The sequence below is a fragment of the Photobacterium sp. 2_MG-2023 genome (genome assembly GCF_030547675.1).
Classification (GTDB): Bacteria; Pseudomonadota; Gammaproteobacteria; order Enterobacterales; family Vibrionaceae; genus Photobacterium; species Photobacterium arenosum.
The window spans coordinates 13370-29758 of the sequence record NZ_JAUOQQ010000013.1 but is presented as its reverse complement, the minus strand read 5'-3'; the positions used below and the strand labels follow the sequence as shown (position 1 = coordinate 29758).

The window sequence follows — 16389 nt, the reverse complement described above, 5'->3', positions numbered from 1 at the left end:
TTCTGGCCTCTGCGTTATAAATCAGGATCTTATTATTATTAAGTGGATGTACCCATGCGAATTCTTACAGTATTGATTTTATCTATGTTTGCCCTTGTCGGGTGTGGCGGTTCAGACGGCGGTTCAGGTGACAGCTCTACTTCTCATAACGGCTCTTCAGTATCGAATGGTGGCTCTTCTGAGCGACCAACGACCGGCGGTGGTGATCAAACGACAGGCGGAAGCACAGGCTCTGGCTCCGACGGAACCGGCACTGGCTCAAATACAGGCGGCTCAGATCAAACCGGCTCTGGCAGCTCAAATCAATCTATGGCTGATGAAATGCTGGCAGCGGTGAATGCTGCACGGGCACAGGGCCAGGACTGTGGCGGAACCTGGATGCCGGCAGTTGCTCCTCTGACATGGGATTCCACTTTAGAACAAACGGCATTCCTGCACTCGAGCGATATGGCCAATTATGACTATTTCAGTCATACCGGGTTGGATGGCTCGTCGCCAAGTTCGCGTGTAACAGCACAGGGTTACAGCTGGAAAACCGTAGGTGAGAATATTGCGGCAGGCCAGAAGACGGTATCTGCTGTGATGCAAGGCTGGTTAGAAAGTCCTGGGCATTGCAGAAATATCATGAACGGCAGTTTCACGCAGATGGGCGCAGCTTCTGATACCAACTCAGGCAGTACCTACGGCATTTACTGGACCCAGGTGTTTGCCTCGCCTAAGTAAACGTCAGAGATTAAGCCAAACTTTGCCTGGTGGGTTACCGGGCAAAGTTTAGCGCTATCAGAGGATGTTATTGATGCCATTGCTGATAAGCATCAATACAGCGAATCTGAGGAAGTTTTTGTTTTAGCACATTATCCAAGCCGCTTTGTTTATAATTTCTTAGCTCAACATTGTATTTGGCTGTGGCTAAATCATAGTTGTTGGAATGAAGAATAGAACCGGCACAGGTTTTTTTATACTGATCCCAGTCACTGTAGTATTTCACATAAAAAGTCTGGATCCATGCGCCACCAGAATTGTCTTCGCCGCCTGTCACTTTGTTGTTGATAATACGCTCGGCATAATATTCCCAAGTGCCATCATCAAAAATCGTAAACTGAGCCGGGTTGTCATACTCTAAATTTTCGCGGAAATAGGCCACATTGGTGAACTGGAAAACCGGATTTTTAGTGTTGGGTTTTTTATCCGTTCTTGCCGGTAAATAGATGTTCATCGTTTTATCGATGGGCGAGGCGGTGGGGGCTTGTGTGCTGGTTTCGTCGTCACCGGAACTGCAGCCCTGCAGTAATAGCAGGCTCAGAGCGGTAACAGATGTGATGAAAATACTGCGATTGTAAGACATGAAAATTCTCCTACGATGATTATGCACCTGCATAAATCTCAACGTATGCAATGTCATCTTTGAGAATATCGGTAACGCTTCTTTTATGACGTATCAACACTGAGACGTCACGGACTTCTTCTTGTTACAACCCAGAAGTGTGTGGCTTTACAATGAGCTGAACAAACTGGCTGCTGAGTAAACTTCGCAATCAAGCTGGCTTTATGCAATCTGGTTTCATTTTGCATTCTGCCAGAATGCCAGTGAGTAACGGCACACCCAGTCGGGGTCATCAAGTGGTAAGTCATGGCCGGCACTGGGGTGAATGTGTATAGGGCACTGCCAGTAGTGGGCAAGCGTTTGGCTGCAAGAAACATCGACTAGCTCGTCATGTTGCGAAGCAAGCAGTAATACGGGTTTATCCGGAACATCTTTATATCTGAAAGTCATTGCGGCGTTCAGTTGCCGAAGCAGATTACTCCTTTGGATAGGACATTCTTTGCGCCATCGAATCCATGTTTTCAGTATGTCAGGATCTCCGGGGTACATGTTTGAGGTCATATGAAGAATGAATTTTTCCTGCTCTTTGGGTTTGCTCATCAACAACCTGATGATATTGGGATACTGCCGCCACCGTAATCGTTTATAAAAGGGGGATTGTTTGCCATCACTGGTATTGAGCAGTACCAGCGACTTCACTTCCTCCGGGTACAATCTTGCCCACTCAAGCGCAATCATCCCTCCCATAGAAATCGCCAGCAGATCATAGGTACCTGCTTCTATTTTATTTTCCGTGTCGAGTTCGCGGGCATGCAAAAAATGTAACTGCTGATGGAGGTCATCAACCATGGCACTGACGGTGGAGGGTGATGTCTCCAGAAACCGTTGACCGTTACCGGCGAGATCCAAAGCGATCACCTTTCGGAAAGGAAAATGCGACCTTAGCTGTTGGGTGAAATTGCCCCAGTGCCTTTGCTCGCGAAGTAATCCCCTCAAAAGGATAATAGGTCGTTGGCAGTGAGTCATGAGCAGTTATCCTGATGGTTTGATGAATACCAGAGCAACATTGCCTGGTGCCAGTCGGCCATCTCTTCGTTGTGACTGAACCAGTTGGTATAAGCTTCGGTTGCATTTATCAGAAAGTCTAACAGAACGAGATGCTTGCGGAGTGTCCGTTGTACTCTGTGCTTTTTAATGGGATGGAATAACCCCAGTGGATGCCAGAGTTGCAACGGGTTTTTTCTCACCCAAAGCCAGGAGCCCATTTCCAGCGTGAGCGGTAGCAGCGGATTTCCCTGAGCTTCAGCTTCATCATACAAAAAGTCCCACAAGTCGCCGTGGCAGGTGTAGTGTTTTGTCTGTGGCTCGAACACATAGTTTTGATGAGGGTAAGCCTGAAAAAACATTTCCCGCACCCGAAACAGACTGCCGAGTCGTGAGACTGGCTGCCGGGTACTTTTGGCATAAGGGAACCAGATTCTGTCTCTGAGCCCGAAGCCAGAATGGCAATCCAGCGCCATGGTAAACGGGCTTTGCCGGGTCTGCTTTAGCACCTGATCAACCAGCAGCTGTGCTTCCGCTTCCATTGGACGCCCTGCCGGACCGCGGTACCACGGCAGACAAGGGCTGATTCTGTGGCCACCGACCAGCCATGCTGTACGCTCCTGGCTTTCGACAGGGGCATTGCGCATCAGATCAACATGTCTGGCGTTCGAGCGGCGCTGCATGGCCATACCCACCGGATTAAGCAGCGGAATCGCCACTATCTGCATGTTCTCAAGCGTGCGTTGCAGGTTATTATCCCAAGCCAGACGCTGACACAGGCTGGTCAGCAGAGAGAGCAAAACCTGAGTCCCAATGCGCTCAAGGCCATGCACTCCGCCAACCAGAAACAGGCAGGGCAGGCCGGGGGCGGGATTGCCTAAACGGCACTCATAAATGGGGAGATGCTGCTCATGGAAAGGTAACCGGATTAACTCACTGGCTTGCAGGCTAATCCGGTTCTTGATTTTCGCTTCGCTTTCAATCAGTGCTTCAAGTTGTATCAGTTCAGGCAAACGCTCGGTAATAGTCACATTGAATCCCTGTTTTCATCATCACTATACCTGTCCTACTTGAAGCTGCAGCGGTGTTGGCTACATTCATTCACTTGCCGCCTACCTGCATCATCAAGTAGTTTAGGTATACACTTATCATGGTTCATAGTGGAGTGAAAAGCTGACAGCTTTATTGCAACTGAGCGCGTTATTTTTCTAGGCCAGTGCCCAGCGAAAAGCCTGAGAAAAGATATGTTTGCCGTTCTCGGGTATCACTTGCCCATGGGCAAACAGGATTCTGTCAAATGGCCAGGTCAGCATTTCCTGTAAAGACTGGCGTAACCGGGTTTTGTTGTGGAAGCTATGACGCCAGTAGAGTGGCATTGCCGGATGAAAATAGCAGCCATTGGCTAAGGCTAAGGCCACGGTGGCCGGGTTGTGGCTGTTTCGCAGCCAGGCCATGGCATCGCCAAGGATCAGTGTTTGTGATTCGGGATCGCAAAACACCACTTCTTCAACATGATCGCTGCCTCTTAACAGCGTCTGCAATAATTGTCCTCGCCACAGCGCAGGCGTTTCGGCACCCAGTGCATCATCAAAAACCAGATCTGTGCGCTTGAACTGAAGCCCCGGAGGGGCAAAAAAGGTCGCCTGAGAGTAGGCGAGCCACCACTCGGACAAAAAGAGATGATGATTCAGGTTAGGCGTCACTATGGCTGTGACACGGCCAAGTTTTGCTAACCGGAGCTGAATATCAGTAGTGAGCTGAACCGGGGAATGGACAAGAAGATTATCATTTTTGAGCCGTATCACTGTCATGCGGCAGCCAACAGGCACGCCATAACGTTTCCACGGCATATCCTGATACCAGATTCGATCTTTACTCCATTCGATCATCGCTTTATTCCTTAAAGCACCACCTGTATTTTCGGCGGAGTGTATCAGAGAAAAGTCTGCTTATATATAGAGTTAACAACAGATAAATTAACCCCAACTGATGTGGCGAATTGCATAACAGCATGAATAAAAAAGTAAACAATTCGCCAGATTTTGGTTGTTCTCGCCATGCTCTGAGTTTGGGTTTTCTGTAGCTTATTGAATTATAGTATAAATATTTTTTGGTATGTGACTTGCTACAGACGTGTACCGACTATGAATAAGGTATATTGCAAATGGGTTAATTCATAAAGTACAGACACGTTAATAATCCCGTTTTTCATCAGAGTTAACATATTCAGAACAATACAGTTGAAACAAGTAAGCTCTGCTTTTTATCTCACAGACACATAAGTAGAATTCAGCTTGATTTATTCGTTACTTTTAAATGTTAAAGCTCACAGTTGCAGTTTCATTTTATGGGGCAATAACAAAATGAATCCAGAAAAATTGCATTAGACTTGAGTGGTAGCGTTTAGTGACGTTTCGTCATAAAAAAGGAGAATATGATGAGAGGACTACACACCGTGTTACGGTGGTTGGCGGCCAGGCCTTATATATATGCCATTGGTATTACCGTTCTGATTCTTGGCTGGATGCTGTCTGGTGGTCAGTCTCAGGAAGACAGCACAGCAATGCAGGCGCCGGGTAATGAAAACAGTGTGCCTGTTCAGTCTCAGGATAAGGCGCCGGTCCCTAAAGTCAGAATCACCACCTTCGCTGCCGAGCCGGTATTTCGTAGTCTGACCTTATACGGTAAAACAGAACCCAGCCGGCAGGCGACAATCAAAGCCGAAGTGGCTGGACGAGTCGTTGATGTGATTGCGCAGCGTGGCTCGTTAGTGAAGGAAGGACAAATCATTGCCCGTCTGGCTCAGGATGACTGGCCGGAGCAGTTAAAGCGGGCGAAAGCCGTGCTCAAACAGCGGCAGATTGAATACGACGGTGCGAAGCGACTGAATGAAAAAGGCTTTCAGGGGCGTGTTCTGTTAGCTCAAACCGAAGCTGACCTTGTTGATGCGCAAACGACCATAGCAACCTTGACGCTGAAGCTGGAAAAAACCACCATCCGGGCACCATTGAGCGGTATCTTGAATGAGCGGATGGTAGAAGTAGGCGATTATGTTCAGGTGGGCGATCCGGTCGGCAATATTGCAGATATCAATCCGCTGATTGTCCGGGCTGATGTCACCGAAACGGATATTCAGCATATTCGTTTGGGCCAGGAAGCGGAGGCAAGATTGATAGGAAACCATGCTGCTACAGGCAAGGTTCGCTACCTTTCGAAAGTGGCAAATGAAACCACAAATACTTTCCGTATTGAGGTCGCTTTCGACAATGATGAGCTGCACTTGCTGGCAGGGACCAGTGCTGAGCTGGTGGTACCGATTGAAGAAACGGAAGCCATTAAAGTCACGCCTGCCGTACTGGCTCTGGATGAGGCCGGGAATCTTGGTGTTAAAACAGTAGAGAAAGATCATGTGGTCTTTACTCCGGTGCGTGTCGTGAAAAGTGATGGTGACGGTACCTGGCTGGGTGGATTTTCAGGCGTGGTGGATGTGATCACCGTTGGTCAGGGTTTCGTCCGGCCGGGTGATCGCGTTGAAGCTATCAGGATGGAGAACTGAGAATGCTTGGGATGATAGATGCCGCATTGCATCGTACCCGTACCGTTGTCCTTATTCTGCTGCTTCTTTTGGTTGCCGGGTATATGAGTTACCAGAGTATTCCTAAAGAAGCGGAACCGGATATTACCATTCCCTTTATTTACGTCTCGATTTCCCATAGCGGTATTTCACCGGAAGATGCTGAACGCTTGTTGCTGCGACCCATGGAGAAGGAATTGCGCGGCTTAGATGGCGTGAAAGAAATGACATCAACCGCCAGTGAAGGGCATGGTTCGGTGTTACTGGAATTTGTGGCCGGGGCCGATACCAACAGTGCCTTAGCGGATGTGCGCGAGAAAGTGAGTCTGGCAAAGGCGAAATTGCCGGACGGCACAGACGAGCCGACGGTTAATGAAGTCACTATGGCCTCTGAAAACCCGGCCATCACAGTTATGTTGTCGGGCACTGCGCCAGAAAGAGCACTGATTACCATCGCTCGTGATCTTAAAGATAAGCTGGAAAGCATGCGGGAAGTGCTGGAAGTGGATATCGGTGGGGATCGGGAAGACATGATTGAGATTCTGGTTGATCCGCTGCTGATGGAAAGCTACGACCTGGATCAGCAAGATATTTATAACCTGATATCCCGTAATAACCGGCTTGTAGCTGCAGGTACACTCGACAGCGGGCAGGGGCGTTTTCCGATCAAGCTGCCTTCTGTCTTCGACAATATTAAAGATGTCATGGAAATGCCGGTTAAGGTGTCTGGCGATCAAGTGATTACCTTTGGTGATGTCGCTACTGTCCGCAGGACGTTTCAGGATGCTGAGTCTTATGCGCGCGTGAATGGTAAGCCTGCGGTATCGCTGGAAGTCAAAAAGCGGCCTGGTGAAAATATCATCCAGACGGTCGAAGGTGTGAAAGCACTGATTGAAAAAGAGCGCGAATTCTGGCCGCCAACCATCGCGGTGGATTACACCGGTGATCAGTCAAAACATGTCAAAACCATGTTGAACGACCTGCAAAATAACGTGCTGTCTGCCATTTTGCTGGTGGTCATTGTGATTATCGCTATTCTTGGTGCGCGTACGGCATTGCTGGTGGGAATTGCCATCCCAGGCTCGTTTCTCACCGGGATTCTGGCATTGGCCGTGCTGGGTTATACGGTCAACATGGTAGTGCTATTTGCTCTGATCATGGCCGTTGGTATGCTGGTAGACGGTGCCATTGTGGTCACTGAATACGCCGACCGCGAAATGAGTGAAGGCACGCCGCGCTATGAAGCCTACAAAAAAGCCTCAAAGCGTATGGCCTGGCCGATTATTGCCTCCACAGCAACGACGCTGGCAGCTTTTGGCCCTTTACTCTTCTGGCCGGGTATCATGGGCGAGTTCATGAAATTCCTGCCATTGACGCTGATCATGACCTTAGTTGCCTCTTTGGCGATGGCATTGATTTTTGTGCCGACATTAGGTGGCTTGTTTGGTAAGCCGCGGCCCATCTCTGCTGAAAAACGTCAGCAACTGATTGAAGCTGAAGAGGGAGATATTGAGCACCTGCCAGGTTTCACCGGCAATTATGTCCGGGTACTGAAAGCGGCGGTCAAACGGCCATGGAAGGTGTTATTCGGCGCGTTGTTGTTTTCGCTGGCGGTTATCCTGCTGTACGGCAAAGCCGGTAACGGGACGGAATTTTTCCCTGAGGTGGAGCCGGAAGGGTTTAATATCGTTGTTCGGTCGCAGGGCGATTTATCCATTGAAGAGAAAGATCATCTGATTCAAGAGGTGGAACGCCAGTTATTGAACTTGCCTGAGGTAGAAACCCTGTATGCGCGCTCGGGAGGCGATGACCGAATTGGTATGCTTAGGGTTAACCTGATTGACTGGCAAGACAGACGTCCGGCGGCGGAAACGATTGAAGAGATTAAGCAGCGCACCGCCGGGCTTGCCGGGCTGGAAATTGAAGTGCGGCAGGATCAGGCTGGGCCACCGACGGGCGATAAAGATGTCAACCTGCAAATCAGTTCACGTTTTCCTGCACTGCTGAAAGACTCAGTTGCGAAAGTCCGTAAGGAACTGGAATCTAACCCTGCCTTCACCAACATTGATGATACCGGCCCTAAACCGGGTATCGAATGGCAGATAAAAGTTGATCGGGCCGATGCCGCGCGGTTTGGCGCAGATGCCACTTTGGTCGGAAATAATGTCCAGTTTGTCACAACAGGGTTAACGCTCGGCGAATACCGGGCTGATGACGTTGATGATGAAATGGATATCCGTGTGCGGTTCCCGGAACAGTACCGGCATATTACCCGCCTTGAAGAGCTACGGCTGAAAACGGCGCAGGGGCAGATTCCGCTCAGTAACTTCAGTACTTTAGAAGCCGCCAACAAGCTGGATACCATCAAGAAAGTGGATGGACGTCAGGCGCTGTCGGTAACGGCTGACATGGCGCCCGGTTATAATCTGAGTAAAGTCATTCCTGAAGTCATGGCGCGTTTACCCGAACTGGGGCTGGATCCCAGGGTCCAGATTACGCTCCGAGGGGAAAACGAAGAGCAGGAGAAAGCGTCGGCTTTCCTGAGTAAAGCCTTCCTGGTTGCGATGGCTGTGATGGCGATTATTCTGGTCACCCAGTTTAATTCTTTCTATCAGGCTTTTCTGATCCTGACAGCTGTTCTGTTCTCAACGGTCGGTGTACTGCTTGGGATGCTGGTGTTCAATCAGCCGTTTGGCATAGTGATGTCAGGGATTGGTATCATCTCGCTGGCCGGGATAGTCGTGAATAACAATATCGTTCTGATTGATACCTATAACGTGCTCAGAAACCAGGGCATGGAGCCGATTGAGGCGATTCTTCGCACCGGCGCCCAGCGCTTACGTCCTGTAATGATGACCACAGTCACCACCATTTTAGGCTTGATGCCAATGGTACTGATGGTGAATGTGGATCTGATACAGCGCAAAGTGGAATTTGGCGCCCCGTCTACGCAAATGTGGGCACAACTTGCCACAGCCGTGGCGGGTGGGCTGGCCTTTGCAACGGTTCTGACGCTGGTGATAACCCCTTGTATGCTGGCGCTGGGCGTGCATCGTCAGCAGCGTAAGAAACAGAAAGCAAAAAGCACGCATTCACCGCATCTGATCGATGAAGCAATGCTTGATGATGAAGAGGTGAAATCGCTGGAAAAAGTCAGTTAACGATCTGGACTGTTCTGTACCGATCTGAACCATAAAAAGAACCGCCACCTTTTTCAAGGTGGCGGTTCTTCTTGGGCTAGGTTTTTCTTGAGTTAGGTGTTGCGTTGTTATCAGGCGATAACCAGAAAGAACACTGCGGTTGCAACAATACCAATCAGTGCATAAGGGATTTGGGTCAGGGCGTGCTGCATAGCGGTACAGCCACTGCCTTGTGCAGACAGTACCGTGGAGTCACTGAAGAAGCATGAGTGACTGCCGGCCGCAGACGCTGACAACAGCGCGCCGATAGTGATAGAGACTGGTACACCCAGGTGCGCACCCAGCGGGAATACAATCGGCATGGCTACCGCAAACAATCCCCAGGATGAGGCGGTCGCAAAGACCAGCGCGGCCATCACAAGGAAGATGATTGCAGGGAACATTTGTGCCGACAGGTAAGGCGAAACAGTTTCAATAACATACTGTGTCAGACCCAACTGATCATTGACGTTTTTCAGCATGAAACCGGCGATGACGGTTGCCAGAGGTAACATCATGATTTTGATACCGTCATAGACAGCCTCAAACATGGTGTTCACCGGCATCAGACGCTGTACGCCGTAAAGGAACATGGTGAAAATCATGGCAACGAAGACGCCAGCCAGCAAATCAATATCGAAATACCAGCTTGCGGCAACCAGCACTATCATAGGCAGGGCAAAGTTCAGTACACCAATGGTTGAGTTTGGATGCGCTTTCACATCTTCACCCAGTGCAATGTCAACGCCACCGTCAGGCTGCACCTGACCATTCTGTGCACGTTTCTCTGCCGCTTTCATCGCACCCAGGTCAGGGATTTTTCCAGTGGCTACCAGGAACACAACCAGCAGTGTTACCCAGCCGTATGCCATATAGGGAATCGCATCAATATAGGCACTGATCCCTTTGCCGGATGCGGCAATGTCGTTATCTTCCAGCAGCGAGCTGAAGAATATAGCCCAGGTGGAAATAGGCAGCAGGATACAAACCGGTGCGGCGGTGGAATCGACCAGATAAGCCAGTTTCTCACGAGAGATTTTGTAGCTGTCTGTAATGCGCTTCATCGATGACGAAATCGCAATCGCATTCAGGTAGTCATCAATGAAGACCAGAATACCAAGCACGAAAGTCAGTACCATTGACTGGCGTTTGCTTTTGACTTTAGTGACCAAAGCTTCACTGAAACTCAGGATACTGCCGCCTTTTTCCAGTATGGTGATCAATCCGCCCATTAAGCCGCAGACCAGAATCAGCCAGGCAATGGTTTCATCCATCATGACTGTCATCGACACATCGACGACATTCCCGACGATCTGCTGAGGATCTATCATAATCAGGCCGACGATAGCGCCACTGAACAGGGCCTCGACGGTTCGGTGAGTTAACAACGCCACGGCCAGAACGAAAATGGTCGGTAACAAACTGTACCAGCCATAGGGCGTCCCTGTTTCATGGGTGTTACCAATAATGGCAAAAGTCCCGATGATCCCGGCAATTGCCAGAATAACCGACATGCTCTTCGCATTTGGCTTCTGCGGCGCATCTAATGCAGGTGTTTTCACTGTCATACAAGAATTCCTTTCCTATCTTTCAGTTACGCTGAATGAAGCATCCACTCAATTTCCAGTGGCGTGACGGCTTTTTCAAAGTCCGCCAGTTCACGTTGCTTGCATGCTAGATAAAGCGAGATAAATGATTGCGGTAGGTACATCGACATTAGCTCGCTTGATGCAAGCTTTATTAGTGCGTCCGGCATGCGAAGAGGTAACTCTACCGCATTGTCGGCCAGTTGTGGTGGGCATTGCTCAAAAGTAAAACGTTCGCTGGCAAGCAAGCCAGCCAAGAGCACTGAAGCAAGCACATACGGGTTGACATCTGCTCCAGCGATACGATGTTCAATACGGCGGTTATGGCTGTCACTCATTGGTATTCTGAGTGCAACCCCGCGGTGGTTTTCTCCCCAGTTGGCATGGGTGGGCGTGTACATAGAAGCCGAGAAGCGGCGGTATGAATTCACGTTAGGGCAAAGCAGTGCCATGGAATCCGGCATCATGGCCAGCATGGCAGCCAGCGTCTGGTAATAGAAGGGGCTGGCTTCGCCTTCCTTATCGGAAAACAGGTTCTTGCCGTCTTTATCTACCACGCTCAGATGCATGTGTTTGCCGTTACCGGCTTCGTCAGCATAGGGTTTAGCCATGAAAGTGACATCGAAATCATGGGCCTGAGCAACCTGGCGAATTAACCGCTTAGCCAGAATGACCTGATCACAAGCATTAACAACATCTTGCTGGTGGTTAAAGTTGATCTCGAACTGACCAGGCGCCGATTCAGACAGTGCGCCTGACGTATTCAGTCCCTGAGCAACGGCAGCGTCATTCAGATCGCGTAAAAACGCGGAATAATCATCAAGATTCTCTACGTTGTACACATCTGAACGGTACTCTCTGTCATGGTGGATGGGATTGAGAGGCGGTTGGATAGCGCCCTTAACCCCGCGGTTTTTATCCAGCAGATAAAACTCAAGCTCAATCGCGACAACCGGAAACTGCTCGCGTTGGTGAAGCTGCTCAAGCAGGCTCACCAGAACAGAGCGGATACAAAGGTCTGTCGGCTGGCTGCCTGACTCATCCATCATGGTCAGCATGACCTGGCCGACTTCAGGATTAAAGGTGGTGGTCAATGTGCCTGGAACCGGGTAACAGATATGATCTGGTTCACCCAGTGCCTCGCCGAGTCCCGCTTCTTCAACCACATTCCCTTCAATGCTCAGCGAGATAGTAGAGAGAGGTAAGTAAACGCCTTTCTCTATTTTTTCAACCGCTTCGACTGGAATACGTTTGCCTCTCGGGGTTGCGTTGATGTCGGTAAAGAGCAAATCAACGAACCTGATCTCTGGCCACTTTTGTTTAAAATTTTTAACTTCTTCTTTAAATCCGTTCATTCACGAAACACCTCGTGTGGATACATCCTGTAACTTATATTTAACAGAAGAACGCCAAATGGCAATAATTGTGTTCAAAATGTTCGAAATATCGAACGTTGATCAAATTTTAGTAACATTATTGTAAATTGCAGGTTGATTTCCCTTAGTGCTCTAAGCTAGGTTTGTTCAATAAATCGAACACTGATGGCAGGAGAGACCATGATGAACTCAACAAAAGCTGGACCGGTAATTGGCGTTGTATGCTGTAAAAAATCACTGGAAGGCTATGGCATTCAAAGTGTTAATGAGTTCTATCTCCATGCGATAAAGCAGTTTGGTGCCAACCCGGTTCTGTTCCCGTCGGGCTCTACGGCTGAAGAAATTAAGCAACTGATTGGATTGGTCGACGGCGTGCTGCTGACCGGCAGCCATTCGAATGTTGCGCCTGCCCGTTACGGTGCAGAACATGATGAACCGAAAAAAGATGAAGGCCGTGATGCTCTGTCATTTGCACTGATAGATACCTGTATCAAAGAGAACGTGCCTATTCTCGGTATCTGCCGCGGATTTCAGGAAATGAATGTTGCGCTTGGTGGATCACTGCACCCGAAAGTGCATGAAGTTGAAGGCTTTAACGATCACAGGGAAAGCCCGCTTAATGACATGGTCCTCAAGTATTCACCGGCTCATCCGGTAAATATTTCTGACAACGGCATCTTTGCCGACTGGCTGGCGCCGCTGGACAACATTGAAGTGAATTCTCTGCACGGCCAGGGTGTTAATCAATTAGCACCAGGTCTTACCGTGGAAGCCGTTGCACCGGATGGTTTGATTGAAGCCTTTAGTTTACAGGCGCATCCATTCTTTATTGGTGTGCAGTGGCACCCAGAATGGCAAGCGACTGAAAACCATTTTTCACGAATTTTGTTTGATCAGTTTATGATATCGGCTTCAAAACGAAGGAGCCTCCATGATGGAAACTGACTCAATTGGTAAAAAAATCGCACAGCTTAGAAAAGAATACAAATTGTCTCAGCGTGAACTGGCAGAAAAAGCCGATATCACCCACAGCGCTATCTCATCAATTGAGAACAGCAAGGTGAGTCCGTCGGTCAGTTCATTACACAAGATAGTGAAAGTGTTCGATATGTCCTTGTCTGAGTTTTTTACACAAGATCAGGCATTTGATGAGCGTCCGGTGGTGATTAAGCCTGATCAGCTCATTGAAATGGGCAACGAACAAGTTTCAATGAAACTGGTCTGCGACGGCCGTAAAGACAGACAAATGGGCTTTTTGATTGAGGTATACCAGCCTCATTCAAGCACAGGACTGATAAGCATTAAACACGAAGGTGAGGAAAGCGGAACGGTACTGGAAGGTGAAATAGAACTGGCGCTGGGTGACAAAACCTATGTTATCGGCGAAGGGGAAAGTTACCTGTTTGATACCAGTATTCCTCACAAGTTTACCAACAGAACGGACAAACTTTGCCGGATTGTCAGCGCACATACCCCGGCTAGTTTCTGACGTCCACACCCAAAAGGAAGGCGTATGAACACTCAACAGCAATGGACAGCACTAAAACAGCAGATAGAAATTGAAGCCAGGGCATTCATTCACGGTGAATACCAGCATGCCCAGAGTGGTAACACCTTTGCTGTGATCAACCCTGCGACAGACGAGCATCTTGTTGATGTTGCCCGCTGTGACGCAAAGGATGCAGCAATTGCTGTTGAGATGGCCAGAAGTGCCTTTAATCGCGGAGACTGGCAGGATCAGAGCCCGGCACAGAGAAAAGCAGTGTTACTGGCGTTTGCCGACCTGATCGATCAGGAGCGGGAAACCCTGGCCCTGCTGGAAACCCTGGATACCGGTAAACCTATCAGTCACAGTTTCAGTACTGATATTCCCGGCGCTGCCGCAGCCATTCGCTGGTACGCCGAAGCGATTGATAAAACCTATGGCGAAGTAGCGCCCACTGAAGTCAATGTGCATGCCTATATCACGCATCAGCCCATTGGTGTCGTTGCGGCCATAGTGCCCTGGAACTTTCCGCTATGGCTCGCGTGCTGGAAATTAGGACCAGCGCTGGCGGCCGGAAACAGTGTGATTCTCAAACCCTCTGAAAAGTCACCGTTAACCGCGATCCATCTTGGCAAACTGGCCAAACAGGCCGGTATCCCGGACGGTGTGTTTCAGGTATTGCCTGGATTCGGGCATGAAGTGGGGGATGCGCTCGCCCGTCATGATGATGTGGATTGCATCACCTTCACCGGCTCAACCCGGGTAGCCCGTCAACTGATGGTGTGTTCGGGCGAATCCAATATGAAACGTGTCTGGGCCGAAGCGGGCGGTAAAAATGCCAATATCGTGTTCGCGGATTACAAGAATCTGGACAAGGCAGCGGCGGAAACCGCAGCGGGCTGTTTCTATAACCAGGGCGAAGTGTGCGTGGCAGCCACCCGCTTGCTGGTGCACGAAAGCATCAAAGATGCGTTTGTCGCCAAAGTCATTGCGGCATCAAATGCCTTTACCCCGAAAGATCCGCTCGATCCTGCTTCGTCAATGGGCGCACTGATCGATCAGGATCACAAAGCCAAAGTGCTGGATTATGTCGCCAAAGGGGAAGCGGCCGGTGCCAAAGTGCTGTGCGGCGGTGATGTCGCAGGGCAAGGTGCCTTTGTTGCCCCGGTGGTGTTAGGTGATGTCAGTAATGACATGGCTGTTGCCCGTGAAGAAATTTTTGGTCCTGTGTTGTGCGTGATCCCGTTCAGCACAGAAGAAGAAGCGATTGCGATCGCCAACGATTCCCCCTATGGGCTGGGTGCCGCGTTATGGACGTCCGATCTGGACCGTGCACACCGGGTTGCCCGTCAGCTTCAGGCGGGTTCGGTCTGGATTAATAACTACAACGAAGGTGACATGACAGTTCCGTTTGGCGGCTTTAAACAAAGCGGCAATGGTCGGGATAAATCACTGCATGCCCTGGAGAAGTTCACAGAGGTGAAAACCACTTGGCTTCGTCTTGAGTCGTACTAAAAGGAGTTTACTGTGATTAATCATACCGGTTCTTTCTACGCCGCTACGGCGAACTATACGCGAGAGTTTCGCACCCTGACCGATAACATCGAGTGCGATGTGTGTATCGTGGGTGCGGGTTTCAGCGGTCTGTCATCGGCGCTGCACCTGGCGAAAAAAGGCTTTAAGGTTGTGGTCCTCGAAAGTGCCAAAGTGGGTTTTGGCGCGACGGGCCGTAACGGCGGACAAATTGTCAACAGCTACAGCCGCGATGTCGATGTCATCGAGAAACGTTACGATAAAAAGACCTCAGATGCGCTGTGCAGCATGATTTTTGAAGGTGGCGATATTATTCGCGGCCTGATAGAAGAATTTAACATTGACTGTGATCATCGTCAGGGCGGCCTGTTTACTGCGGTGAACAACAAGCAGTTAGAAGGGCTGAAACACCATAAAGCCAACTGGGAGCGCTACGGCAATAAAGAGATGACACTGCTCGATAAAGCTGAGCTGCAAACTATGGTGGGCACTGACGTCTACGAAGGCGGTTTGCTGGACATGCGTGGCGGCCATATTCATTCACTGAACCTGGCGCTGGGCGAAGCCGAAGCCATTATTCAGATGGGCGGACAGATTTTTGAACAGTCAGCCGTTACCCGGATTGAAAAAGGCGCCAAACCTGTTGCTCACACCAGCCAGGGCTCAGTCAAAGCGCAATATATGGTACTGGCCGGCAATGCTTATCTGGGTGGTCTGGCGCCGAATATCAGCAATAAAGCCATTCCATGCGGCACACAGGTGGTGACGACAGAACAATTGTCAGATGCACTGTGCGATGAGCTGCTGCCGCAACGTTACTGCGTAGAAGACTGCAATTACCTGCTGGATTACTTCCGTATTACCGGCGACAACCGGATGCTGTTTGGCGGCGGTGTGGTATACGGCGCACGTGATCCGGCCAACGTAGAGAAACTGATCCGTCCGAAGATGGAGAAAGTCTTCCCTCAGCTAAAAGGCGTGAAGCTGGACTTTGCCTGGACCGGTAACTTCCTGCTGACCTATTCACGTATGCCGCAATTTGGCAGTTTTGCTGACAACATTTACTACCTGCAAGGATACAGCGGCCATGGCATTACCTGTACGCATCTTGCCGGCAAACTGCTGGCTGAAGCGCTGACCGGACATGCTGAGCGTTTTGATGCATTTGCGTCTCTGCGTCATTACGCCTTCCCGGGCGGGCGCCATTTCCAGGTGCCGTTTACGGCGCTTGGGGCCGCTTACTACAACTTACGCGACAAGCTCGCTATCTAAGGATCGGAAAAGGAA

General features: G+C 49.8%; 13 protein-coding genes. 7 read left to right on the top strand and 6 right to left on the bottom strand.

Annotation, left to right across the window (positions count from 1 at the left end; translation table 11 throughout):
• The first annotated feature begins 54 nt into the window (after positions 1 to 54).
• Positions 55 to 723: a CAP domain-containing protein gene (locus Q4491_RS12050; RefSeq protein WP_303457755.1), complete on the top strand. Its 669-nt coding sequence runs from the start codon at positions 55 to 57 to the stop codon at positions 721 to 723.
• 67 nt (positions 724 to 790) lie between these two features.
• Here Q4491_RS12050 and Q4491_RS12045 read toward each other — a convergent pair whose 3' ends face one another.
• From Q4491_RS12045 to Q4491_RS12030, 4 genes are all read right to left on the bottom strand, one after another.
• Positions 791 to 1345 carry a hypothetical protein gene (locus Q4491_RS12045; RefSeq protein WP_237795918.1) on the bottom strand — a complete coding sequence of 185 codons (555 nt, stop codon included), beginning with the start codon at positions 1343 to 1345 and terminating at the stop codon, positions 791 to 793.
• Between the two features lie 216 nt (positions 1346 to 1561).
• Positions 1562 to 2350, bottom strand: a complete 789-nt coding sequence (locus Q4491_RS12040; RefSeq protein WP_303457751.1) for an alpha/beta fold hydrolase — start codon at positions 2348 to 2350, stop codon at positions 1562 to 1564.
• Complete coding sequence (locus Q4491_RS12035) at positions 2347 to 3399, bottom strand: M14 family zinc carboxypeptidase (RefSeq protein WP_303457749.1); 1053 nt, start codon at positions 3397 to 3399, stop codon at positions 2347 to 2349. Before Q4491_RS12035 ends, Q4491_RS12040 begins: the two co-directional genes overlap by 4 nt.
• A gap of 177 nt (positions 3400 to 3576) precedes the next feature.
• Entirely contained in the window at positions 3577 to 4257 is a 681-nt protein-coding gene (locus tag Q4491_RS12030; RefSeq protein WP_218385466.1) for a DUF4336 domain-containing protein, read from the bottom strand.
• Between the two features lie 545 nt (positions 4258 to 4802).
• Here Q4491_RS12030 and Q4491_RS12025 point away from each other — a divergent pair.
• The gene (locus tag Q4491_RS12025) at positions 4803 to 5924 is read left to right on the top strand and encodes an efflux RND transporter periplasmic adaptor subunit (RefSeq protein ID WP_303457745.1); all 1122 of its coding nucleotides are present in this window, start codon (positions 4803 to 4805) and stop codon (positions 5922 to 5924) included.
• A 2-nt stretch (positions 5925 to 5926) separates the two neighbouring features.
• Entirely contained in the window at positions 5927 to 9103 is a 3177-nt protein-coding gene (locus Q4491_RS12020; RefSeq protein WP_303457743.1) for an efflux RND transporter permease subunit, read from the top strand.
• Positions 9104 to 9213: 110 nt separating this feature from the next.
• On the opposite strand, the gene Q4491_RS12015 is transcribed toward Q4491_RS12020, so the two are convergent.
• The gene (locus Q4491_RS12015; protein ID WP_303457741.1) at positions 9214 to 10689 is read right to left on the bottom strand and encodes a Na+/H+ antiporter NhaC family protein; all 1476 of its coding nucleotides are present in this window, start codon (positions 10687 to 10689) and stop codon (positions 9214 to 9216) included.
• 26 nt (positions 10690 to 10715) lie between these two features.
• Positions 10716 to 12062, bottom strand: coding sequence for a glutamine synthetase family protein (locus Q4491_RS12010; RefSeq protein WP_237795906.1), 1347 nt, complete (start codon positions 12060 to 12062; stop codon positions 10716 to 10718).
• 201 nt (positions 12063 to 12263) lie between these two features.
• Between Q4491_RS12010 and Q4491_RS12005 the strand changes: the two genes are divergently transcribed.
• From Q4491_RS12005 to Q4491_RS11990, 4 genes are read left to right on the top strand one after another with little or no spacing between them, the layout of a single operon-like run.
• Positions 12264 to 13028, top strand: a complete 765-nt coding sequence (locus tag Q4491_RS12005) for a gamma-glutamyl-gamma-aminobutyrate hydrolase family protein (protein ID WP_192013853.1) — start codon at positions 12264 to 12266, stop codon at positions 13026 to 13028.
• The gene (gene puuR / locus Q4491_RS12000; protein ID WP_027251152.1) at positions 13018 to 13572 is read left to right on the top strand and encodes an HTH-type transcriptional regulator PuuR; all 555 of its coding nucleotides are present in this window, start codon (positions 13018 to 13020) and stop codon (positions 13570 to 13572) included. Before Q4491_RS12005 ends, puuR begins: the two co-directional genes overlap by 11 nt.
• 24 nt (positions 13573 to 13596) lie before the next feature.
• A complete protein-coding gene (locus Q4491_RS11995; protein ID WP_303457736.1) occupies positions 13597 to 15084 on the top strand; it encodes an aldehyde dehydrogenase in 1488 nt (495 codons plus the stop codon).
• A 12-nt stretch (positions 15085 to 15096) separates the two neighbouring features.
• Positions 15097 to 16374: an FAD-binding oxidoreductase gene (locus tag Q4491_RS11990; RefSeq protein WP_192013849.1), complete on the top strand. Its 1278-nt coding sequence runs from the start codon at positions 15097 to 15099 to the stop codon at positions 16372 to 16374.
• The last annotated feature ends 15 nt before the right edge of the window (positions 16375 to 16389 follow it).